The sequence below is a fragment of the Nocardia sp. NBC_00565 genome (genome assembly GCF_036345915.1).
Classification (GTDB): domain Bacteria; phylum Actinomycetota; class Actinomycetes; order Mycobacteriales; family Mycobacteriaceae; genus Nocardia.
In genome coordinates this window covers 4,162,303-4,184,241 of sequence record NZ_CP107785.1, presented here as the reverse complement: position 1 = coordinate 4,184,241, position 21,939 = coordinate 4,162,303, and the positions used below count along the sequence as shown (strand labels likewise).

Genomic DNA, 21,939 nt, shown 5'->3' with positions numbered 1-21,939 from the left:
AGAGAACGCCAAGGAGTCTCTCGCCGTGACCACCTCAGCACCTATCAGCCCTGTCGCCCTCATCCGGGTGCCGGGCGGGACGACGGCGGGTGCCGCGGTGCGCGAGGCGGGCTTGCCGACGAAGGGGCCCGACACCATTGTCGTGGTGCGCGACGCGGAGGGACTCAAGGACCTGTCCTGGATCCCGGAGACCGAGGTCGAGGTCGAGGCAGTCGCCGCGAATACCGAGGACGGCCGCAGCGTGATCCGGCACTCGGCCGCCCACGTGCTTGCCCAGGCCGTGCAGCAGGAGTTCCCCGAGGCCAAGCTCGGCATCGGGCCGCCCGTCAAGGACGGCTTCTACTACGACTTCCAGGTCGGCAAGCCCTTCACCCCCGAGGATCTGGCCAAGCTGGAGTCCCGGATGAAGAAGATCGTCAAAGGCGCGCAGCGGTTCTCGCGCCGGGTGGTCGAGGTCGAGGACGCGCGCGTCGAGCTGGCCAAGGAGCCGTTCAAGCTCGAGCTGATCAGCGATAAGTCCGGCATCGACGATCCGGAGGTCATGGAGGTCGGCGGCAAAGAGCTGACCATCTACGACAACCTGGACCCGCGCACCGGCGAGAAGGTCTGGGGCGATCTGTGTCGCGGCCCGCACATCCCGACCACCAAGTTCATCCCCGCGTTCAAGCTGACCCGCAGCTCCGCCGCCTACTGGCGCGGCGACCAGAACCGTGAGGATCTGCAGCGCATCTACGGCACCGCGTGGGAGTCGCAGGAGGCCCTCGACGAGCACCTGCACCTGCTCGAGGAGGCCGAGCGCCGCGACCACCGCAAGCTCGGCCTGGAGCTGGACCTGTTCAGCTTCCCCGACGAGCTCGGTTCCGGCCTGCCGGTGTTCCACCCGAAGGGCGGCATCATCCGCAAGGAGCTCGAGGAGTACTCGCGTCGTCGCCATGTGGCCGCGGGCTACGAATTCGTCAACACCCCGCACATCACCAAGGGTCATCTGTTCGAGGTCTCCGGTCACCTGGACTGGTACAAGGACGGCATGTTCCCGGCCATGCACCTGGACGCCGAACTCAACGAGGACGGCACCGTCCGCAAGCCCGGCCAGGACTACTACGTCAAGCCGATGAACTGCCCGATGCACAACCTGATCTTCCGGTCCCGCGGCCGGTCGTACCGGGAACTGCCGCTGCGGATGTTCGAATTCGGCTCGGTCTACCGCTACGAGAAGTCCGGTGTCGTACACGGCCTGACCCGGGTGCGCGGCATGACTCAGGACGATGCGCACATCTACTGCACCAAGGAGCAGATGCACGCGGAGTTGACCAGCACGCTGCAGTTCGTGCTCGGTCTGCTCGCCGACTACGGCCTCGACGACTTCTACCTCGAGCTCTCGACCAAGGATCCGCAGAAGTTCGTCGGCTCCGACGAGATGTGGGAGGAAGCCACCGAGACCCTGCGCACGGTGGCCACCGATTCCGGACTGGAGCTGGTGCCGGATCCGGGCGGGGCCGCGTTCTACGGCCCGAAGATCTCGGTGCAGACCAAGGACGCGCTCGGCCGCACCTGGCAGATGTCGACCATCCAGCTCGACTTCAACCTGCCCGAGCGCTTCGACCTGGAGTACACCGCCTCCGACGGCACCAAGCAGCGCCCGGTGATGATCCATCGCGCGCTGTTCGGCTCGATCGAACGCTTCTTCGGCGTGCTCACCGAGCACTATGCGGGCGCCTTTCCGGCCTGGCTCTCGCCGGTTCAGGTTGTCGGCATCCCGGTCGCGGAAGCCTTTGCGCCGCATCTGGATTCGGTGATCGAGCAGCTGCGGGACGCGGGTATCCGCGCGCAGGTCGACCGCAGTGACGACCGGATGCAGAAGAAGATCTTCAACAACACCGCGCAGAAGATCCCGTTCATGCTGCTCGCCGGTGAGCGAGACGTGAACGCGGGCGCGGTGAGCTTCCGCTTCCGGGACGGCACCCAGGTCAACGGCGTGCCGGTCGCCGCGGCGGTGGCCACCATCGCGGCGTGGATCGCGAACCGGGAGAACGCCTCACCGACTGCTGAGGGTTTTGTGGTGAAGGGCACGGTATGAGTGGTCAGGGCCCGGAGGAGGAAGCTTGCGTAACCACGCAGGGTCCCCACTCATACCAGATCGGACAGAGCATGAGTGAGCGCACGGTGCCGGACGGGCTCGCGGAATTGAACGCGGACTCGGCCGAGCAGGGGAGCATCGTGGATACCGGGGCGGGCGAGCCGGATCGGTTGCAGCGATTGTGGACTCCGTACCGGATGTCATATATCGCCGAGGCGGCCACCGCCACACCGAAAGATGCGACCGGACATCCCTTTACCGATATCCCGAAGATGTCGGATGAGGACGGTCTGGTCATCGCGCGCGGTGAGCAGGTCTACGCCGTACTGAATCTGTACCCGTACAACCCCGGTCACATGATGGTGGTGCCCTACCGCAAGGTCGCCAACCTCGAGGACCTCACGCCTGCGGAAAGTGCCGAGCTGATGGCCTTCACCCAGCAGGCGATTCGGGTGATGAAGCGGGTCTCGCGGCCCGCCGGTTTCAACGTCGGCCTGAATCTCGGTGGGGTGGCGGGCGGTTCGCTGGCCGACCACCTGCATCAGCACATCGTGCCGCGCTGGGGCGGGGACGCGAATTTCATCACCGTTGTCGGCGGCGTGAAGGTCATGCCGCAGTTGCTGCGCGAAACTCGGGCTCTGCTCTCGGCGGCGTGGAAGGAAGTCGAGTAGGGTGCTGAGCTTCTTCGGCCGCGAGACGTTCTCCAAAGCGACTGCGCCGCTGGGCAAAGCGCTCGTCAAGACCGGGCTGACCCCTGATGCGATAACGGTGATCGGTACCGTCGCCTCGGTCACGGCCGCGGCAACCTTGTTCCCGACCGGACACCTGTTCTGGGGAACCATGGTGATCTGGCTGTTCGTCATGTTCGACATGCTCGACGGCGCGATGGCCCGGGCCCGCGGCGGCGGTACGAAATTCGGTGCGGTCCTGGACGCCACCTGCGACCGGGTCGCCGACGGCGCCATCTTCGCCGGGTTGGCCTGGTGGGCGGTGTATCACGAGAACAGTAAGCCGCTGTTCCTCGCGACGCTGGTGGTGTTGGTTACCTCCCAGGTGATTTCATACGCCAAGGCGCGCGCCGAGGCGAGCGGACTGTCCGCGGACGGCGGGCTGATCGAGCGGCCGGATCGGCTGATCATTGTGTTGGTCGGCGCCGGATTGACCGGTATCGGCGGTTATTGGGGGATCGAATGGCTGACCTGGGCCGTGCACGTGGCGATGTGGACGCTGGCGGTGCTGAGTATCGTCACGGTGTTCCAGCGGGTGCTCGCGGTCCGGAACTCGCCGGGCGCACGGGATGTGATCCCGCCCGCGCAACCGCAGAACCCCGCGGACGCGACGGAGTCGCCCTCGTGAGTTCCCAGCCCCACGGTTTCGGCTCGCGGATCAAGTCCGGACTGACGGACTGGGCCTACGCGGCCGGCTGGCGCCTGGTGCGGATCTTGCCGGAATCGACGGCGCGCCGGGCGTTCGACTGGGGCGGTAGTCGGGCCGCGGACAAGGCGAATCGCGCGTTCCGCACGGGTGGTGCGCCGAATCAGTTGCGGCGCAACCTGGCTCGCGTCACCGGTGTGACGCCCGAGCAGGTCCCCGATGAACTGATCCGGGCGAGCATGCGCTCCTACGCGCGCTACTGGCGCGAAGCCTTCCGGCTGCCGACGATGGACCATGCGGCGCTGACCAGTTCCCCCTTGGACGGGGTGGAGAACCTAGAGGCGGCGCTCGCGCAGGGGCACGGTGCGGTGTTGGCGCTGCCGCACTCCGGAAACTGGGATGCCGCCGGTGTCTGGCTGGTCGCCAATCACGGCGGGCTCGCGACCGTCGCGGAACGGCTGCAGCCCGAGTCGCTGTTCGAGCGGTTCGTCGCCTACCGGGAGAGCCTGGGTTTCGAGGTGTTCCCGCTGACCGGCGGTGAGCAGCCGCCGTTCCCCATCCTGGCGGCCCGCCTGCGCGAGAACAAGGTCGTATGCCTGATGGGGGAGCGCGACCTGACCGGTAAGGGCGTGCCGGTGACCATGTACGGCGAGCGCACCTGGTTGCCGGCCGGCGCGGCCAAGTTGGCGATCGAAACCGGCGCGGCGCTGATCCCGGTGCACGTCTGGTTCACCGTCGATGCCGAGGGCCGCGAGGGCTGGGGTATGAAGACCGAAGCGCCGCTGGATGTTTCGGGCGGCGTGGCGGCGGCGACCCAGGCCCTGGCCGATCGGTTCGCGGCCAATATCGCCGAGTATCCGGCCGATTGGCACATGTTGCAGCCACAATGGGAGGACGACCTTTCGGCGCAGCGGCGAGCCAGGATCGCCGCGGCGCAGGCCGGGATCGACAGTGCCCAAGGGGAGAAGAAGCCATGAAAATCGGCATGGTCTGCCCCTATTCGTTCGATGTTCCCGGTGGGGTGCAGGCCCATGTCGTGGAACTGGCGCGGGTCTTCATCGAGCGCGGCCATCGGGTGAGCGTGCTGGCGCCCGCGTCCGAGGACACACCGCTGCCGGAGTTCGTGGTGTCGGCCGGTCGCGCGGTGGCGATTCCGTACAACGGCTCGGTCGCGCGGCTGTCCTTCGGTCCCATGGCCTACACCAGAATTCGCCGCTGGATCGACGGCAACGACTTCGATGTGCTGCACATCCATGAGCCGAACGCGCCCAGCCTGTCCATGCTCGCGCTGAAGATCGCCGAAGGGCCGATTGTCGCGACCTTCCACACCTCGACCACGAAATCGTTGGTGCTGAGCACCTTTCAGGGCGTGCTGCGGCCGTATCACGAGAAGATCAGCGGCCGGATCGCCGTCTCGGAGCTGGCACGGCGCTGGCAGGTGGAGGCGCTCGGCTCCGACGCGGTGGAGATTCCCAACGGCGTCGACGTGCCCGCCTTCGCACGCGCGCCGATGCTGCCGGGCTATCCGCGGGTGGGCAGGACGGTGCTGTTCCTCGGTCGCTACGACGAACCCCGCAAGGGGATAGAGGTGCTACTCGGCGCGCTGCCCCAATTGGTGCGCAGGCATCCGGATGTCGAGATCCTCATCGTCGGGCGCGGTGAGGAGGACCGGCTGCGTCGCGAGGCCGGACCGCTCGCCCGGCATCTGCGCTTCCTCGGGCAGGTCTCGGATGCGGAGAAGGCCTCGGCGATGCGCAGTGCGGATGTCTATGTCGCGCCCAATCTCGGCGGCGAGAGCTTCGGCATCATCCTGATCGAGGCGATGGCCGCCGGAACCGCCGTGGTGGCAAGCGATTTGGACGCGTTCCGGCGCGTGCTGCGCGACGGAACGGCGGGCATGCTGGTCCCGGTGGGAGATTCGGCCCGCCTCGCCGCGGCCTTGGACACCTTGCTCACCGACGACGTCCGCCGCGGAGCACTGGTCCACACCGCCAACCAGGTGGTCGGCGAATACGACTGGCCCGTGGTCGCCGAACAGATCCTGCGCGTGTACGAGACGGTGACCGTCGGGGACACCCGGGTCCGGGCTGCCGGATGAGGGTGAGGGCTTCCAGATGATTACTTTCTCCGCGACAGCGGTTCTCGTTCTCGCGCTGATCGCGGCGGTGATCGTCGCGATCGGTCTATGGGCGGCCTCGACCGCCAACCGGCTCGACCGGCTGCACGTGCGTTCGGACCAGTCGTGGCTGGCATTGGACTCGGCGCTGGCCCGGCGCGCGGTGGTGGCCAGGTCCGTCGCCGTCGCCATCGCGGGTCCCGATTCGGCACCGTCCGAGCAGGCCAAACGTCTAGCCGCGCTGGCGGATCGCGCGGAGCGAGCGGGTCGCGCCGATCGTGAGACCGTCGAAAACCAGCTCTCGGCAGCGCTTTCCGCGATCGATATCGCCCGGCTACGTCCGCAACAGGTCGCCGAACTCGCCGACGCCGAGGCCCGCGTCTTGATCGCGCGTCGCTTTCACAACGACGCCGTCCGTGACACCCTCGCCCTGCGCACCCGTCGTCCGGTCCGCATCCTGCACCTCGGGGGTACCGCGCCGCTGCCGACCTACTTCGAGATCAGTGAGCGCGCCACCCCCGCGGCTTCGACCGGTCTGGCTGTCGACACCGTCCGCACGTCCGCGCGGGTCGTACTGCTCGACGAACAGGATCGGGTGCTGCTGATGCGCGGTAACGACCCCAAGACTCCGGACGTCTCCTTCTGGTTCACCATCGGCGGCGGCGTCGAACCGGGGGAGACCTTGCGCAGCGCCGCGGTGCGGGAACTGTGGGAGGAGACCGGCTACACCGCTGACCCGGCGAACCTGCGCGGGCCGATCTGGCGGCGGGTCGCGGTGTTCCCCTTCGACGGCGAGCTCATTCGCGCCGAGGAACTGTTCTTCGCGCTGCGGGTACCGGCCTACGACCCCAAGGCGGGCAATCTGACCGCCGTCGAGCGTCGCAGCATCACCGCCAACAAGTGGTGCACCGGTTCGGACATCGTCGCGTTGGATCACACCGGTGAAACCGTCTACCCCTACCACCTGGACCAACTGCTCCCCGAGGCCGCCGCGGCCGCATCCGGAGACACAGACCCCGAGGTGCGCTCCATCCGCTGAGCGCGGTGCCTTGGCATCAACTACCCCTGCGATCCACCTGCGCGCCTGGATCTTTCACCTGTGATGTGTTTCACGATCGTGATAGCGTCGCGACTGGATTGATGCCGCCTGGGTAGTGCTCATGGGGAAGCGCTACCGGGGATTCCGGTGGTGATTCCACTGCAGTGAGATATCCGTTGGTGCGTGGAGGTAAGCAGTACATGTCCTACCTGTTGTTCGATTTCCTGTTGCCGTTGTTGGGTCCCGGCGCTGCGGAATATTGGTCGCAGTTGCTGGTCATCGGCCCGCTCTAGTACGAAAACCCGGTGTTCGCCGGGGCGGCGGAATAATGCGCCGGCCCGGCGAATCCAGTTCCGCACCGGATCCGCGTGCCCGCCACCTCCCGAGCACCCCTCGATCGGTCCAGTCGATACCGATCGCGTGCAGACCCGCTGGTCGGAGCAAGGCCAGTGCTGTCCAACTGGCTATCAAGTGGCCTGATCGGCCCGCCTAGAATCAGTGTCGTCAGTTCCGAGCGACCCGATTGGCGCATATGACTCAGGAGTTTGCCGTGACCACGCCCGAGACCACCAACACCATCGGCACCGCCCGCGTGAAGCGCGGGATGGCCGAGATGCTCAAGGGCGGGGTGATCATGGATGTCGTCACCCCCGAGCAGGCCAAGATCGCCGAGGACGCCGGTGCCGTCGCGGTGATGGCGCTGGAGCGTGTTCCGGCCGATATCCGCGCGCAGGGCGGCGTCTCCCGGATGAGCGACCCGGACATGATCGACGGCATCATCGCCGCCGTCTCCATCCCGGTCATGGCCAAGGCCCGCATCGGCCACTTCGTGGAGGCGCAGATCCTGCAGAGTCTCGGCGTCGACTACATCGACGAGTCCGAGGTGCTGACCCCGGCCGACTACGCCAACCACATCGACAAGTGGAACTTCACCATTCCCTTCGTCTGTGGTGCGACCAACCTGGGCGAGGCGCTGCGCCGGATCACCGAGGGCGCGGCCATGATCCGCTCCAAGGGTGAGGCGGGCACCGGTGACGTCTCCAACGCCACCACCCACATGCGCAAGATCCGCGGTGAGATCCGCAAGCTGTCATCGCTGCCCGAGGACGAACTGTTCGTCGCGGCCAAGGAGCTGCAGGCCCCCTACGAGCTGGTCAAGGAGGTCGCCCAGACCGGCAAGCTGCCCGTCGTGCTGTTCACCGCAGGCGGCATCGCCACCCCCGCCGACGCCGCGATGATGATGCAGCTCGGTGCCGAAGGTGTGTTCGTCGGGTCGGGCATCTTCAAGTCCGGCAACCCGGCCGAGCGCGCCGCCGCCATCGTCAAGGCGACCACCTTCTACGACGACCCGGATGTGCTGGCGAAGGTCTCGCGCGGGCTGGGCGAGGCCATGGTCGGCATCAATGTCGAGGAGCTACCGGTCGATCACCGGCTGGCCGAGCGCGGTTGGTGAGCTGCGGATTGTCGTGACGAGCGGGGACTCAGCGGAGTCCCCGCTCGTGTGCGTAGGACGGCAATGTCGGGGTTCGGCGTTGGTCGCGTAGCAGAAGCTGTCACGGCCCTCATCGTTGCCTTATTGCCGCCACAGAGTTCCTGGGTAGCTTCGGGATTCGGTGCGTGCCGGCGGCAGTCCGGGTGGGAGCGCCGTCGGGACAGCGCAACCCATTCGAACGCAAAGGACGAGCAGTTGAAGCTTCGTAAGACCGGACGTATCGCGATTTCCGGCCTGGCTGTCGTGGCGGCACTGAGCCTGTCGGCGTGTGGCGGCGATGATTCGAAGACACCGACTACACCGACCGCGACCAGCTCGACCACGAAGTCGAACGCGAACCTCCCGCCGACTCCGACCGTCGCCGAACTCAATGCCCAGTTGCTCCGCGCGCTCGACCCGTCGGTACCGAACGCGGAGAAGCTGGATCTGGTCCAGGGCGCGCAGGCGGATCCGGAGCTGCCCGGCCGGCTGGCCCAGGCCTACCAGCAGGCGGGCGCGAAGGCCGAGGTCACCGAGGTGAACGCCTTCGGCGACGCGCTCAACGCCAAGGCGAAGTTCACCATCAACGGTCAGGAGAACATCGTCGATGTGCCCTTCGTCGCCGAAAACGGCAAGTGGAAGATCGAAAAGGGTTGGGCCTGCACCATGCTGACCAACCTCGGACAGCAGTCCCCGGCCTGCGGTTAGTCTCTGCTCCCGGCCGCTGTGGGTTCGGCCGGGCCGCAGCGACATTCGAAGGTGGTGAGCGCATACGCTCACCACCTTTGTCGTGTTCGCTGAATTCGGCAGTGGGGGAGTGCCACAAAACATCTGGTTACTATGATATGCGCATCTAACTATGTATTGCCTTACGTCAAACGTGAAAGCGATTACACCGCAAAACAATTGCAAGGAGGGGAGGGGATTTCAGGATGAGGCGGATCGTTCCCGGAAATCGTGACCTTGCCTACGAGCGACGTTACCGACGAGCGGTGTCGTCGATACGAAGTGCGGGGCGATTCGGATGTTCCCAGCGGATGAAAAACGTTGGGGTGTACGGATTGTCGCTGTCGTGGCGCAAGAGCGCGGGAATGGTCCACCGCTCCTCGGCCGGGGTGCGGCGGCGCAGCGCGGATTGGGACATATCGAGCCGTACGGTCAAATCGAAGTGCAGACCGCGCCCGAAGAGCATGGGGCCCGCGACCAGCAGAACGGTGTCGGGAGCCGCGGCACGGATGGGGGAGCGGGCCGAACGGTCGCGCTCCTCGTCCCATAGCGCGGGCAGCCAGCGGGCGTCGTCACGCAGCGCCCGGATGACTTCGCGGTCGAGCGCGGCGTAATCGAACCACGCAGTGCGATAGGACATCTCGTCGGTACGCCCGAATTCCATTCGAAGCGAGGCAGGACGGATGTAGTCGTGCAGCGAGACCGCCTCGGCCGCCCGCCCGGTGTCACGCAGCGCCGTGGCGATGCGGTCCGCGATGGCCACGGGCTCGGCCGCGTCGGCTCCGTCGATCGCGATCAGCACGCGCCCGCCGAGTTCGAGGATGCGGCCCGCGACGAGTTCGACAAGACCGTCACGGGTGATCGGATCGAAATGCGGCACCGAACCATCCCATCAAACGGAGTCGTCGTCCACTGCCGGCACCCCGTTCTAGGCGGTGGGTGCGTTCGTTGCCGAAGGATCACCGGCCATCCGCGCGGTGCCCGTGTGGGCTCGCGGGATAATCTCAGCCCCATGGCGACAATCGAAGAGGCGCTGGAAATCGAGCGGCTCGAGCGGGACATCTTCCGTGGCGCGTCCACCAAGACCCAGCTCCCGCGCACATTCGGCGGACAGGTTGCCGGCCAGGCGCTGGTTTCGGCGGTACGGACGGTGGAGCCGCGGTTCCAAGTGCATTCGCTGCACGGGTACTTCCTGCGGCCGGGCAATCCGGAAGAGCGGACCGTGTACCTGGTGGAGCGGATCCGTGATGGCCGATCCTTCTGTACTCGTCGGGTGACCGGCGTGCAGGACGGCGCCGCGATCTTCACCATGTCGGCGTCGTTCCATATCGGTGACGAAGGCCCGGAGCATCAGGATGAGATGCCGTCGGTGCAGGGGCCGGACGAACTGCCCGATGCCAGCACCACGCTGAGTACGGAGCGGCTGTGGCTGATGCGCGAGTGGGAGCACTGGGATATTCGCACCGTGCCGCAAGAGGTCGTGATCCCCCGCGATGGCGTCGTCTCGCAGCAGCAGGTGTGGTTCCGCTACCGGCACCCGCTGCCCGACGATCCGGTAGTGCATGTGTGCACCTTGGCGTACATGAGCGATATGACCCTGCTCGGCTCCTCGAAGGTCAACCACCCCGACGAGCCCACACAGAACGCCTCCCTGGACCACGCCATGTGGTTCCTGCGCCCGTTCCGCGCCGACGAGTGGCTGCTCTACGACCAGTCCTCCCCGTCCGCGGGCTTCGGCCGCGCACTGACCGGCGGCAAGATTTTCAGCCGCCAGGGTCAGTTGGTCGCGGCGGTTGTGCAAGAGGGCTTGATTCGCACATTGCGCGAGGACTGACGGCATAACGGCCCGCTATTCCCATTGATGGAAAATGCCGATCGGTCGGTTTTGTCTCACGACGCTCGTAGACTGCCGCGCAGAAGTCGCCGACCAGGAACGACGGTTTCATAACGTCAAGAATGGAGGCAGGAATGTGGCTGTCGGAAGCTTCACCTATCAGAACGGATCCGGCTATTCGGACCGGATCGACAACCCGGACGAGTACCGGACCTACAACATAGCCATCGGGAAGGGCGGGCTGGACAACCAGACCAATGCGACGGTCTGGCTGTACTCCCGCCCCGACGGTCAGGGCGATTCGGACTACTTGGACCCCGGTCGCAGCACCTATGCGAGCAGCGGCTACCAGAGCTGTAAATTCACCCGCTGACCGAGTGGCCGCTCATGCGGCTCACACCACCTGAACGCGCAGGTGGCAGACCACGGTGTCGGTCATCCGACGTAGTTCGCGTTCGAGTTCGTCGCTGCGATGGCTGGGTAGCACGCGGTCCCAGCCGAGCGGTGGATCGATCTCGGCGATGACAACGACCTTGCGCCGTCCGGCGAAGTTCTCCCGGACATAGCGTGCGACGGGTCCGCCCACTGTGGCGTCGCTGTCCTCGAGCAGCACCAGCCTGACCTCGGGATGCCATGCCTCCCACGCCTTGGTGAAGGCCCGCACCGATTCGCCGGGCAGGCAGACATGCACGGCGACAACGTCTTTGCCGATGGACATGGCGGCCGAGAGTGCCTCGCGGCTCAAATCGGAGACCTCGGAGACCGGCACCACGATCGCGGTGCCGCTGGCCTGCGGCTGGTCCGGAATCGTGCCATTGCCGCGGCGGCCGCCGATCCTGGTGTATGCGCCGCGGATGCGTTCCATGCCGAGCACCAGCGCGGGCAGCACCAGCACGATCAGCCAGGCACCCTCGGTGAATTTCATTGCCGTGGTGACGATCGCGGCGACGCAGGTGAGCAGCGCGCCGAAGCCGTTGAGCGCGGTCCGCCAGCGCCAGCCATCGACGCGCGTCTGCCACCAGTGCCGGACCATGCCGATCTGCGCGATGGTGAAACCGACGAAGACCCCGATCGCGAACAGCGGCACGAGCGCATTCATCTCGCCGCGCGCCGCGATCAACAACACGCCGGCGGTCATGCCGAGGGTCAGCACTCCGTAGCGGTACACCTGACGGGGTGAGCTGACCGCGAACCGGTGCGGTAGACAGTTGTCGTCGGCCAGGATCCGGGTGAGTGTGGGCAGTCCGCCGTAGGAAGTGTTGGCGGCCAGGGCAAGTAGTACGACGGTCGCGAATTGCACAACGTAGTAACCGATTCCGTGTCCGAGCGCGGCCTCGGTCAGCTGGGACAGTACCGTTGTGCCCTCGATCGGCCGCAGCGAGAACTTCTCGATGAGGACAGCAAGCCCGATGAGCATGACGCCGAGCAGCGCGCCGAGCGCCACTTCCGCCCGCTGCGCGCGCTTGACCTGCGGTGTGTCGAAGCTGGGTACCGCATTCGCGATCGCCTCGACGCCGGTGAGCGCCGCGCAGCCGCTGGAGAATGCCTTGAGCAGCAACAGCACTCCGATGGTGTGGATATCGCTGACGGCCGCGACCCCGGTGGTGACGGCGGCCGGTTCCGAGCGCACCAGTCCGCCGATGATCACGGCGAAGATGCCGGCTACGAAAACGACGGTCGGAATCATGAAGGCGCGCGCACTTTCACGGATGCCGAGCAGATTCAGCGCGGTGACCCCGACCAGGATTGCCAGGCAGATCCACACCGTGTACCCGTGCAAGACCGGGAACGCCGAGGTCAGTGCCGCCACGCCCGCGGCGATGGAGACGGCGACATTGAGGATGTAGTCGACGATCAGCGAGGCCGCGGCGACCAGGCTGGTGCGATGGCCGAGATGCCGCTTCGCCACCGCGTACGCGCCGCCGCCATCGGGGAAGGCCGCGATCACCTGTCGGTAGGAGGCGACCAGCACGGCGAGCAGGGCGGCGATCGCCAGCGTCACCGGCAGGGTCATGCCGAGTCCGACGCCACCGGCGGTGGCCAGCACCAGCACGATCGCTTCCGGACCGTAGGAGACCGATGCCATGGCATCGAGGGACAGCCCCGCCAATCCGGTGGAAACCGTCAACCCCCGGCGCGACGACACAGTATTCGCTTCTCCACGCGGCTCCGGCGTCTTGCGTGGCAACACAGCAATCACATCTGCGAGTGTCGACCGATTTTTCCGGAATGCACCGCGTCTTGATGCAACGTTGACGGCGACCGTGAGCAGGACCACAGCGCCGCGCCTCGTAAGCTCGACGGCGTGAACGCATCGGTCGCCTCGCCCGTACCGGGCGCCAAGCAGACTTCGGACCGGCCGACCATCGGCGTGCTGGCCCTGCAGGGTGACGTGCGTGAACATGTCGCGGCGCTCGCGGAGTGCGGCGCCGAACCGATGCTGGTGCGGCGCGCCTCGGAGCTGGCCGCGGTCGATGCGCTGGTGCTGCCCGGCGGGGAGTCAACCGCCATCAGCAAGCTGCTCGAGGTCTTCGAACTGCTCGAACCGCTGCGTGCGCGGCTGCGGGATGGCATGCCCGCCTTCGGTTCCTGCGCCGGGATGATCCTGCTGGCCTCTGAGGTGCTCGATACCCGCCCGGACGCCCAGCACTTGTCCGGCATCGATATGACGGTGCGGCGCAATGCTTTCGGCCGTCAGGTCGACTCGTTCGAGACCGATCTGGAATTCGCAGGCCTGACCGGGGGCCCGATGCGCGCGGTATTCATCCGGGCGCCGTGGGTGGAGCGCGCGGGCGCGGGTGTCGAGGTGCTGGCCACGGTGCCGAGCGGGCCGTTCGCCGGGCGGATCGTCGCGGTGCGGCAGGCCAACGTGGTCGCTACGTCGTTCCATCCGGAGGTCACGGGGGATCTGCGGGTGCACAAGATGTTCGTCGATCTGGTTCGCGACGCCGGATAGGCCGATCGGGCGCGGTATGTGGCCAGGTTCGTCGTAGGGGCGAGCGCATGTGCCCTCGGAAAGTCGTCGCGGCCCGACGAGTAGGCTGGGGAAGTTGTCTACCCGGCCGGTGCGGGTACCGTGCGCACGATCAGACGTGCTGTCGACTGGAGGAAGTAGGGAATGAGCGGCCACTCCAAATGGGCCACCACCAAGCACAAGAAGGCGGGGATCGACGCGAAGCGCGGCAAGCTCTTCGCCAAGTTGATCAAGAACATCGAGGTGGCGGCCCGCACTGGTGGCAGTGACCCTGGGGGGAACCCCACGCTCTATGACGCCATCCAGAAGGCGAAGAAGTCGTCGGTTCCCAACGACAACATCGAGCGCGCCCGCAAGCGCGGCGGCGGTGAAGAGGCCGGTGGCGCCGACTGGCAGACCATCATGTACGAGGGCTACGGCCCCAATGGTGTCGCGGTGCTGATCGAGTGCCTCACCGATAACCGCAACCGCGCCGCGGGCGAGGTGCGCGTCGCGATGACCCGCAACGGCGGCAATATGGCCGATCCGGGTTCGGTCGCCTACCTGTTCCACCGCAAGGGTGTGGTGACCCTGGAGAAGAACGGGCTGTCCGAGGACGACGTGCTGATGGCCGTGCTCGACGCGGGCGCCGAGGAGGTCAACGACCTCGGCGAGGCGTTCGAGATCATCAGCGACCCGAGTGATCTGATCGCGGTGCGCACCGCGCTGCAGGCCGCCGGAATCGACTACGATTCGGCCGAATCCGGCTTCCAGCCGTCGATGTCGGTCGCGGTCGACGGTGATGGCGCGCGCAAGGTGATCAAGCTGGTCGATGCGCTCGAGGACAGCGACGACGTGCAGAACGTTTACACCAACGTCGATATCTCCGACGAGATCCTGGCCCAGCTGGAGGACTGAACTCGTAGGTGTCTCGGGGCGGTCCGCATATGTGCGGGCCGCCCCGATCGCATATGGCTACTCCGCGATTCTGGTGCGATCGCTCCACTCGTACACCGGCAGCCGCCCTTCGGGGGTGTCCTCCTCCCGGTTGGTGATCTTGAAGTGCTCATAGCCGCCCCGGTATTCGACCTTGAGCTCGATTCCCGGTGGAGTGATCGGCACGATGCGAGCGGGCAGGTCTTTCGGCCCACCTTCGAGGACTGCCTTCACCACATTGCTCATGCTTCGGATGGTAGGTGTCCGGTGTGACGCATGCCACAATCTCGATCAATAACAATCCATCCGACCGGTCTGTACTGCGGAAACCCTGCCATGGATCGGCGTGTCTCTCGATGGCGATGTCCGGCGTGACGGATTAGTGGTTGCCAAAAGTTTGCTATTCGTATTTTCTGGGGCAGTGCAGATCCTGCGACCTCATAGCTTCGAGTTGAAGCCGCAGGACCTTATGTGAAATCCGTCGTTTTCGCAGATATGGCGCAGCTGGTCGCAATCGCAAATCGGCTCGCCGTAACGATTGCGGCCGGATTGCTGATACATGGTTCACGAGCACTTGCCCACCCGGAAAGAGACCCGCCATCATGAGTCGATCCCTTGCCGATGAGCGTTCCGGCCACTCCGCCGACCTGAATATCACCCTGGCCCCGCTCGCGGTCGCGACGGGACTGATCCTGCTCATCGCCGCGTGCGCGACGGTGAACCGGATGCCGGGCTGGGCCGATGACTACGGCGCCACCCTGGTGTACCTCGCGATCTTCTTGTACCTGGCGATCGCCGGGCGACTCACCTGGTGGGGTGGCGACATTCTGATAGGTCACGCCATGAAGCGCTGACCGCTGTTGCCGCGATCGGCTGTCCGAGGGGTGCGGCCGATCGCTCACAGCACGGTGAGCACCAATTTGCCAACGGTGCGGCCGGTTTCGCCGAGCGTATGCGCCTTCGCGGCATCCGTGAGCGGGAAGACGCCGGCGATGGTGGGGCGCAGCGCTCCGGATTCGACGAGTTCCGCGAGCGCGGTGATCCCGGCATGGTCGTGCTCCACCAGCATGCGGATGGCCCGGACGCCCAGTTTTTCTGCCTCAGCGACCAGATCAACCGTGCTGAACCCGCGCAGCGAGACCAGCAGGCCACCGGGGCGCAGGGTGCGCATGGACCGCAGACTGTTCTCGTCGTCGATCGAATCGAGCGCCACATCGATATCGCGGACCGCCTCGGCGAAATCGGTTGTGTGGTAGTCGATCACCTCGTCGGCGCCGAGTTCGCGCAGGAGTTCGTGATTGGCCGCGCTCGCCGTGCCGATGACGTGGGCGCCGCGCGCCTTGGCGATCTGGACGGCGAAGTGTCCGACTCCGCCCGCGGCCGCGTGGATCAGAATGCGCTGCCCGGCTTGTAGTTTCGCGGTGTCGATGAGGGCCTGCCAGGCGGTGAGAGCGGCAAGGGGGATCGCCGCGGCCTGGGTCGGGATCGGCAGCTCGACCTCGGTGAGGACTTCGGGGCCGCCGATGACGTTCTGGCTGATCGCGCGCATGGTGGTGTCGTTCATATCGTCGAGCTTGCCGTCGGCGGCAGTCCAGGGAAATGGCACGATTGCCATTATTCGATATGATCGTGCCATGGTCGGTGCTTCGGATGGACAGTCGGCGCGACATCGGGTGGTCGTACTCGCGTTACCGGGGGTGTATCCGTTCGAGCTCGGCACGCCGAGCCGGGTATTCGGTACCGCCGCAGACCTTTACGAAGTGAGCACCTGCTCGATCGATGGCGCACCGGTGCCCAGCCGGTCCGATTTCGCGATCGCCGTCCAGCAGGACAGCCGGGCGCTGGAAACAGCCGACACGGTGGTCGTCCCGGCCTGCGATATCGATATGACGCGCGGCGGGACGCTTCCGCTGCCGGTCGCGGCGGCGCTCGCGCGGATCCGGCCGGGTGCTCGTATCGTGGCGATCTGCACCGGAGCGTTCGTGATCGCCGCGGCCGGGCTGCTCGACGGCCGGGCGGCCACGACGCACTGGAATGTGGCCGATCTGTTCCGGCGCACCTTTCCTCGGGTGCGACTGGATACCGATGTTCTCTACGTCGACGATAATGATGTGCTCACCTCGGCGGGAGCCGCGGCGGGCATCGATCTGTGCTTGCACCTGGTGCGCCGCGATCATGGGAGCGCGGCCGCCAATGCGGTGGCTCGTCGCTGTGTGGTGCCGCCGTGGCGCGACGGTGGTCAGGCCCAATTCATCGAGCAACCGGTGCCGCCGTCGACCTCGGCCGGCACCGCCGTCGCCAGACACTGGGCACTGGAGAACCTCCAATTGCCGTTGACCATGGACGATCTCGCCGTACGGGCCCGAATGAGCAAGCGCACCTTCGCCCGTCGCTTCCGCGATGAGGTCGGTATGAGTCCGGGGCGCTGGCTGATTCAGCAGCGCATCTTCCGCGCCCGCCAACTCCTGGAGTTGACCGATATGACGGTGGATCGCATCGCGGGCGAGGTCGGTTTCGCCACCGGCAGTTCCCTGCGTCAGCACCTGCACGATTCGATCGGTGTCTCGCCGCTGGCCTATCGCCGGACATTTCGTGCGGAAGCGGATTCGCTGGGCTGAGTCGCTGTTCGGCGCACGTTGGTCAGCTGGCCAGTGGTTGCCGTACCGGTGGATCGGCGGCGGGTAGCAGTTCGTGGGTTCGGGTGGTACGCGCGACTATCCGGCCCGGTGGCTGTCCGGCGAGGGAAGTCATGTGGCCCAACGCAACTCGGCCTCGCATACCGGTGCGCTCGGGTGATCGCCAAGGGCTACGTGCGGCCCGAACAGGCCGATGCCTCCTTACCGACCGGGTCGATCGGGCCATCACGGCCGTGACCGGTGTGCTGCGTGGTCGCGGTCAGCAGGTGCCCGAAGGCGTCGTCGCCGCGGACCTCGTCACCAACCAATTCATTTACCCCGCAATCGGTTTGCGGGCCCAGTAGTCCGCTCAGGTCGCCTCGGGTACGGGGAGCCCGAGGCGGGCGACGATCCAGGGGAACGACGAGGTGAACGCGGCCGAGGCGAATTGCCAGGTGTGGCCGCCCTGGGTGGTGTGGATGGTGCAGTCGATGCCGACCTCACGGCCTTGGGTACACAGCTTTTCGGCCGCGCCGACCTCACCGGTATCGACGACTCCGTCGTGGCCGCCGAATCCGACGGCGTCGTCATCGGTCGCCGAAGACTGGCGTCCGCCATGGGATCCCGGGCCGGATTTGGGTGGGGTGAGGTCGTCGAACAGGCCGGCCGTACCGGTGTAGGGACCGTGTTTCGCCATCACCGTCAGCGGGTCGAAGGCGGCCCAGCGGTCGGCGTCGCCGCCGAAGAGGCGTTGGATCGTTTGTTCTTTGGTGCCCGAGACCGGGCCGATATCGCCCGCGATATCGACGAAGGTGTGCAGCAATTCCGGGTGCATGACGGCCAGGTCGACCGCGCAGGTGCCGCCCATGGACCAGCCGACCACCGCCCAGTTCGCCGGATCCGCCGAGGCTCCGAAGCGAGATTCGAGGTAGCCGGGCACATCTCGGGTCAGATGGTCGGCGGCGTCGCCGCGCGGACCGTTCACGCATTCGGTGTCGTTGTTGAAACTGCCGCTGGAATCGACGAAGACGAGGATCGGGGCGCGGCCGCCGTTGGCGGCGGTGAACTTGTCCACCTCGGGCATGATCTGGCCGCTGCGGATCCAGTCGGCGGGGGTGTTGAATTCGCCGCCGATCATCATGACGACCGGCAGCGTGGGCGGTGTCGGACCGGCGAACCAGGCCGGTGGCAGGTACACATACTCGGTCCGATGCGGAAAACCGCTGCCCGCGTCGGGGATTTGGACCGGGACAATCTTGCCCGCGGTGACGTTCGTATTGCGCAGTGCCGCCAGCGCATCGATATCTGTTTGGTTGGGCAGCGGCCCGGCGGTGAGGGCGTTCCACGCGGACTGCACCGTGGGGTAGTAGCCGACCCATTGGTTGAGCACGATGCCGGTGCTCAGCAACGCGAGCGGCACAGCGAGGACCGAGAGACCGCGCCGCCACCATCGGGCACTGCGCCAGCCGAGCGCGGCCACCGCGATCGCCGCGACCGCGATACCGACACAGGCCCACAACTCGAGCGGCGCCGGATCCGACGCCAGCCCCTGATCGTTCACATACGCCCACGCGGCCACCGCGCCCGCGGCACCGAGCAGCGCGCAGACCGGCAGTAGCACCAGCCGCCAGCGCTTGGTCCGCCAGCCGATCGCCAGTATCAGCGCGGCCACCGCCACCAGCTCCACCGTCAGCGGGAACCAGCCGTGCAGCAGCGAAATGCCATGGTGAAAGGTGTTCTGATAGTTCGGGTTCAGATTCGCCGACGGCAGCCGCGGCGGTGGTGGCGGTGTCACGGGAGCCGCGGGCGCGGCGAGCAGAGCACGGGCAACGGGCACCTACGGCATTGTCGAGACCGTTCCTCGAGAAAGCCTGTGAATTGGCTTCAGCGAACCTGGGTGTGCTCCGGTAAGGTCCAAGGGTCGGTCGTGCAGGATTCAGGAGGGGTGCACATGACCTATCAGCCGCCGCCGCAGTACCCGGGCTATGGCCAGGGGTATCCCGGGTACCCGGGATACCCACCGCAGCCACCCAAGGGCAAACCCGTCTGGCCGTGGGTGCTGGGCGGCGTATTCCTTGCGATCGTGCTCACCGTCGGCGGATGCGTCGCGGTGTTCGGCTCCATCGCCTACCGGATCGACAAGGAGTCGAAGAAGGAGATCTCGGTGACCTACGAGATCTCCGGCACCGGGTCCGCCGACATCTCCTACACCAGTGGCGATTTCGACACCACCAGCGATAACGACGCGCCGCTGCCGTGGACGAAGGCGGTGACGCTGACCGGATTCGTTCGTTCGGGTCGGGTGTCGGCCACCATGAGCGGGACCACCGGGGGCACGGTGAGCTGCCGAATTCTGCGTGACGGCAAGGTGATTGTCGAGGATTCGGACTCCGGCTCGTACGCGTATGTGAGCTGCTACCACACCTTCGACTGACGCGAGTGACACCGTGTCGCTGGCGAACGGCGCCCGCCCCGTCCACTAGACTCTCGAACAGTTGTTCGTGTCTTCGAGAGGGGATCGTGTGCGGGTGATGGGCGTCGATCCGGGGCTCACCCGGTGCGGCCTCAGCATCGTCGAAGGCGGGCTGGGGCGGAAGGTGACCGCGATCGACGTCGATGTGGTGCGCACCCCTGCGGATATGGACCTCGCGCAGCGGCTGCTGCAGGTCGCCGACGCCGCCGAGTACTGGATGGACACCCATGAACCGGGGGCCGTCGCGATCGAGCGGGTCTTCGCCCAGCATAATGTGCGCACCGCGATGGGCACCGCGCAGGCGGGCGGCGTGATCGCGCTGGCCGCGGCGCGCCGGGGGATACCGGTGGCGTTCCACACGCCCAGTGAGGTGAAGGCCGCCGTCACCGGCAACGGCGCCGCGGACAAGGCCCAGGTGACGGCGATGGTGACCAGGATCCTCGGCCTGCGGGTCGCACCGAAACCCGCGGACGCGGCGGATGCGCTGGCGTTGGCGATCTGTCATTGTTGGCGGGCACCGCTGCTGGATCGCATGGCCAAGGCCGAGGCACAGGCGGCCGAGGCGCGGCAGCGGTATACGCGGCGGCTTGCCGAACAACGGAAGGTGGTGCGCCCGTGATCGCGTCGGTGCGTGGTGAGGTGCTGGAGATCGCGCTCGACCACACGGTGCTCGAGGCCGCCGGTGTCGGCTACCGGCTCAATGCGACCCCGTCGACACTGGCCACGCTCACCCGCGGCGAAGATACCCGGCTGTACACGGCGATGATCGTGCGCGAGGACTCGATGACGCTGTACGGCTTCGCCGATACCGAGGCGCGCGATCTGTTCGGGTTGCTGCAGACGGTCTCCGGTGTCGGCCCGCGGCTGGCCATGGCGGTGCTCGCGGTACTCGAGCCCGAGGCGTTGCGCAAGGCACTCGCGGAGAGCAATGTGGCGGCGCTGACCCGGGTGCCCGGCATCGGCAAGCGTGGGGCCGAGCGCATGGTGGTCGAACTACGGGACAAGGTGAATCTCGTTCCGGTGCAGGCGGGACCGCCCGGAAGTGCGCCGACGCCGGTGATCACACCGGTCCGCGAGCAGGTCGTCGAGGCGTTGATCGGACTCGGGTTCCCGGCCAAACAGGCCGAGCCCGCGGTCGACGCGGTGCTCGCCGAACAGCCCGCCGCCGATACCTCGACCGCGTTGCGGGCAGCCCTCGGCTCACTCGGCAAGAATCGTTAGTCCGTTATGTCAGATGATCTCGAACCGGACGCCGAGTCCCAGGTCACCGCAAGTTATCTGAAATCCGACGGCGAGATCGAGGCCAACCTGCGCCCGAAATCGCTGGAGGACTTCATCGGCCAGCCGCGGGTGCGCGAACAGCTCGCGCTGGTGCTGCGCGGCGCCAAACAGCGCGGCGGTACCCCGGACCATGTGCTGCTGTCCGGACCACCCGGCCTCGGCAAGACCAGTATGGCGATGATCATCGCCGCGGAACTCGGTACGGCACTGCGCATTACGTCGGGGCCCGCGCTGGAACGCGCGGGCGATCTGGCGGCGATGTTGAGCAATCTGGTCGAGGGCGATGTGCTGTTCATCGATGAGATCCACCGCATCGCCCGGCCCGCCGAGGAGATGCTCTATCTCGCGATGGAGGACTTCCGCGTCGACGTGGTCGTCGGCAAAGGCCCTGGGGCAACATCGATTCCGCTCGATATCGCCCCGTTCACCCTGGTCGGCGCGACCACCCGCTCCGGCGCGCTCACCGGCCCGCTGCGCGACCGTTTCGGCTTCACCGGCCATATGGACTTCTACGATCCCGACGAACTACTGCGCATCCTGCTGCGCTCGGCGCATATCCTCGGCGTCACCATCGATCGCGACGCCGCCGCCGAAATCGCGGGCCGCTCCCGTGGCACCCCGCGCATCGCCAACCGCCTACTCCGGCGCGTGCGCGACTACGCCGAGGTCCGCGCCGACGGTGTGATCACCCGCCCCATCGCCCAAGCCGCGCTCGAGGTCTACGACGTCGACGTCCTCGGCCTGGATCGCCTCGACCGTGCCGTCCTGGGCGCTTTGGTCCGCAGCTTCGGCGGCGGTCCCGTCGGCGTCTCCACCCTCGCGGTCGCCGTGGGGGAGGAGGCCGCGACCGTCGAGGAGGTCTGCGAGCCCTTCCTGGTCCGTGCGGGCATGGTCGCCCGCACGCCACGTGGCCGCGTCGCGACGGCCGCCGCGTGGGAGCACCTCGGCCTCGTGCCACCGCCAGATCTGGTGTTCGGCTCGATCGAAGTGCGCGGCCGCGAGCCCCATCCGACGCTGGACCTCTTCGACTGATTCAGCGCGCGC

The 21,939-nt window shown here is 66.7% G+C and carries 25 protein-coding genes; 19 read left to right on the top strand and 6 right to left on the bottom strand.

What is annotated here, in order from left to right; translation table 11 throughout:
• Positions 1 to 25: 25 nt before the first annotated feature.
• From thrS to OG874_RS20005, 9 genes are all read left to right on the top strand, one after another.
• Entirely contained in the window at positions 26 to 2,077 is a 2,052-nt protein-coding gene (thrS, locus tag OG874_RS20045; RefSeq protein ID WP_330256649.1) for a threonine--tRNA ligase, read from the top strand.
• Positions 2,078 to 2,148: 71 nt separating this feature from the next.
• Positions 2,149 to 2,748: an HIT family protein gene (locus OG874_RS20040; RefSeq protein ID WP_330256648.1), complete on the top strand. Its 600-nt coding sequence runs from the start codon at positions 2,149 to 2,151 to the stop codon at positions 2,746 to 2,748.
• Between the two features lies 1 nt (position 2,749).
• On the top strand, positions 2,750 to 3,433 hold the full coding sequence (pgsA, locus tag OG874_RS20035) for a phosphatidylinositol phosphate synthase (RefSeq protein WP_330256647.1): 684 nt from the start codon (positions 2,750 to 2,752) through the stop codon (positions 3,431 to 3,433).
• Positions 3,430 to 4,428, top strand: a complete 999-nt coding sequence (locus tag OG874_RS20030; RefSeq protein ID WP_330256646.1) for a phosphatidylinositol mannoside acyltransferase — start codon at positions 3,430 to 3,432, stop codon at positions 4,426 to 4,428. The genes pgsA and OG874_RS20030 overlap by 4 nt, the downstream gene beginning before the upstream one ends.
• On the top strand, positions 4,425 to 5,549 hold the full coding sequence (locus tag OG874_RS20025) for a glycosyltransferase family 4 protein (RefSeq protein WP_330256645.1): 1,125 nt from the start codon (positions 4,425 to 4,427) through the stop codon (positions 5,547 to 5,549). The genes OG874_RS20030 and OG874_RS20025 overlap by 4 nt, the downstream gene beginning before the upstream one ends.
• A 19-nt stretch (positions 5,550 to 5,568) precedes the next feature.
• Positions 5,569 to 6,606 (top strand): NUDIX hydrolase, encoded by a 1,038-nt coding sequence (locus OG874_RS20020; RefSeq protein ID WP_330257348.1) that lies wholly within the window; start codon positions 5,569 to 5,571, stop codon positions 6,604 to 6,606.
• Positions 6,607 to 6,770: 164 nt separating this feature from the next.
• Positions 6,771 to 6,899, top strand: coding sequence for a hypothetical protein (locus OG874_RS20015; RefSeq protein ID WP_330256644.1), 129 nt, complete (start codon positions 6,771 to 6,773; stop codon positions 6,897 to 6,899).
• 257 nt (positions 6,900 to 7,156) lie between these two features.
• Entirely contained in the window at positions 7,157 to 8,059 is a 903-nt protein-coding gene (gene pdxS, locus OG874_RS20010) for a pyridoxal 5'-phosphate synthase lyase subunit PdxS (RefSeq protein ID WP_330256643.1), read from the top strand.
• A 234-nt stretch (positions 8,060 to 8,293) separates the two neighbouring features.
• Positions 8,294 to 8,785 carry a hypothetical protein gene (locus OG874_RS20005; protein ID WP_330256642.1) on the top strand — a complete coding sequence of 164 codons (492 nt, stop codon included), beginning with the start codon at positions 8,294 to 8,296 and terminating at the stop codon, positions 8,783 to 8,785.
• 271 nt (positions 8,786 to 9,056) lie between these two features.
• On the opposite strand, the gene OG874_RS20000 is transcribed toward OG874_RS20005, so the two are convergent.
• A complete protein-coding gene (locus OG874_RS20000; RefSeq protein WP_330256641.1) occupies positions 9,057 to 9,683 on the bottom strand; it encodes a hypothetical protein in 627 nt (208 codons plus the stop codon).
• Positions 9,684 to 9,815: 132 nt separating this feature from the next.
• Between OG874_RS20000 and OG874_RS19995 the strand changes: the two genes are divergently transcribed.
• Positions 9,816 to 10,637, top strand: coding sequence for an acyl-CoA thioesterase (locus OG874_RS19995; RefSeq protein WP_330256640.1), 822 nt, complete (start codon positions 9,816 to 9,818; stop codon positions 10,635 to 10,637).
• Between the two features lie 136 nt (positions 10,638 to 10,773).
• On the top strand, positions 10,774 to 11,010 hold the full coding sequence (locus tag OG874_RS19990) for a hypothetical protein (protein ID WP_330256639.1): 237 nt from the start codon (positions 10,774 to 10,776) through the stop codon (positions 11,008 to 11,010).
• A 21-nt stretch (positions 11,011 to 11,031) separates the two neighbouring features.
• On the opposite strand, the gene OG874_RS19985 is transcribed toward OG874_RS19990, so the two are convergent.
• A complete protein-coding gene (locus OG874_RS19985) occupies positions 11,032 to 12,723 on the bottom strand; it encodes an APC family permease (RefSeq protein WP_330257347.1) in 1,692 nt (563 codons plus the stop codon).
• Positions 12,724 to 12,942: 219 nt separating this feature from the next.
• Between OG874_RS19985 and pdxT the strand changes: the two genes are divergently transcribed.
• Both pdxT and OG874_RS19975 read left to right on the top strand, forming a co-directional pair.
• On the top strand, positions 12,943 to 13,593 hold the full coding sequence (gene pdxT, locus OG874_RS19980; RefSeq protein WP_330256638.1) for a pyridoxal 5'-phosphate synthase glutaminase subunit PdxT: 651 nt from the start codon (positions 12,943 to 12,945) through the stop codon (positions 13,591 to 13,593).
• Positions 13,594 to 13,755: 162 nt separating this feature from the next.
• Positions 13,756 to 14,508 (top strand): YebC/PmpR family DNA-binding transcriptional regulator, encoded by a 753-nt coding sequence (locus tag OG874_RS19975; RefSeq protein WP_330256637.1) that lies wholly within the window; start codon positions 13,756 to 13,758, stop codon positions 14,506 to 14,508.
• A 57-nt stretch (positions 14,509 to 14,565) separates the two neighbouring features.
• On the opposite strand, the gene OG874_RS19970 is transcribed toward OG874_RS19975, so the two are convergent.
• A complete protein-coding gene (locus OG874_RS19970; protein ID WP_330256636.1) occupies positions 14,566 to 14,772 on the bottom strand; it encodes a DUF5988 family protein in 207 nt (68 codons plus the stop codon).
• 356 nt (positions 14,773 to 15,128) lie between these two features.
• Between OG874_RS19970 and OG874_RS19965 the strand changes: the two genes are divergently transcribed.
• Positions 15,129 to 15,380 carry a hypothetical protein gene (locus OG874_RS19965; protein WP_330256635.1) on the top strand — a complete coding sequence of 84 codons (252 nt, stop codon included), beginning with the start codon at positions 15,129 to 15,131 and terminating at the stop codon, positions 15,378 to 15,380.
• A gap of 44 nt (positions 15,381 to 15,424) precedes the next feature.
• On the opposite strand, the gene OG874_RS19960 is transcribed toward OG874_RS19965, so the two are convergent.
• A complete protein-coding gene (locus OG874_RS19960; RefSeq protein WP_330256634.1) occupies positions 15,425 to 16,141 on the bottom strand; it encodes an NADP-dependent oxidoreductase in 717 nt (238 codons plus the stop codon).
• A gap of 19 nt (positions 16,142 to 16,160) precedes the next feature.
• Here OG874_RS19960 and OG874_RS19955 point away from each other — a divergent pair, with 19 nt between their 5' ends.
• Positions 16,161 to 17,144, top strand: a complete 984-nt coding sequence (locus OG874_RS19955) for a GlxA family transcriptional regulator (RefSeq protein WP_330256633.1) — start codon at positions 16,161 to 16,163, stop codon at positions 17,142 to 17,144.
• 188 nt (positions 17,145 to 17,332) lie between these two features.
• Here OG874_RS19955 and OG874_RS19950 read toward each other — a convergent pair whose 3' ends face one another.
• A complete protein-coding gene (locus OG874_RS19950; RefSeq protein WP_330256632.1) occupies positions 17,333 to 17,470 on the bottom strand; it encodes a hypothetical protein in 138 nt (45 codons plus the stop codon).
• Positions 17,471 to 17,511: 41 nt separating this feature from the next.
• The gene (locus OG874_RS19945; RefSeq protein WP_442943366.1) at positions 17,512 to 18,978 is read right to left on the bottom strand and encodes an alpha/beta hydrolase; all 1,467 of its coding nucleotides are present in this window, start codon (positions 18,976 to 18,978) and stop codon (positions 17,512 to 17,514) included.
• Between the two features lie 114 nt (positions 18,979 to 19,092).
• On the opposite strand from OG874_RS19945, the gene OG874_RS19940 reads away from it, so the two are divergent.
• The 4 genes from OG874_RS19940 (at position 19,093) to ruvB (ending at position 21,927) form a co-directional block, all read left to right on the top strand.
• Positions 19,093 to 19,575 carry an MmpS family transport accessory protein gene (locus OG874_RS19940; RefSeq protein ID WP_330256631.1) on the top strand — a complete coding sequence of 161 codons (483 nt, stop codon included), beginning with the start codon at positions 19,093 to 19,095 and terminating at the stop codon, positions 19,573 to 19,575.
• An 88-nt stretch (positions 19,576 to 19,663) separates the two neighbouring features.
• Positions 19,664 to 20,233, top strand: a complete 570-nt coding sequence (ruvC, locus tag OG874_RS19935) for a crossover junction endodeoxyribonuclease RuvC (protein WP_330257345.1) — start codon at positions 19,664 to 19,666, stop codon at positions 20,231 to 20,233.
• A complete protein-coding gene (gene ruvA, locus OG874_RS19930) occupies positions 20,230 to 20,835 on the top strand; it encodes a Holliday junction branch migration protein RuvA (RefSeq protein WP_330256630.1) in 606 nt (201 codons plus the stop codon). The genes ruvC and ruvA overlap by 4 nt, the downstream gene beginning before the upstream one ends.
• 6 nt (positions 20,836 to 20,841) lie before the next feature.
• On the top strand, positions 20,842 to 21,927 hold the full coding sequence (gene ruvB, locus OG874_RS19925) for a Holliday junction branch migration DNA helicase RuvB (protein ID WP_330256629.1): 1,086 nt from the start codon (positions 20,842 to 20,844) through the stop codon (positions 21,925 to 21,927).
• Positions 21,928 to 21,939 lie beyond the last annotated feature (12 nt).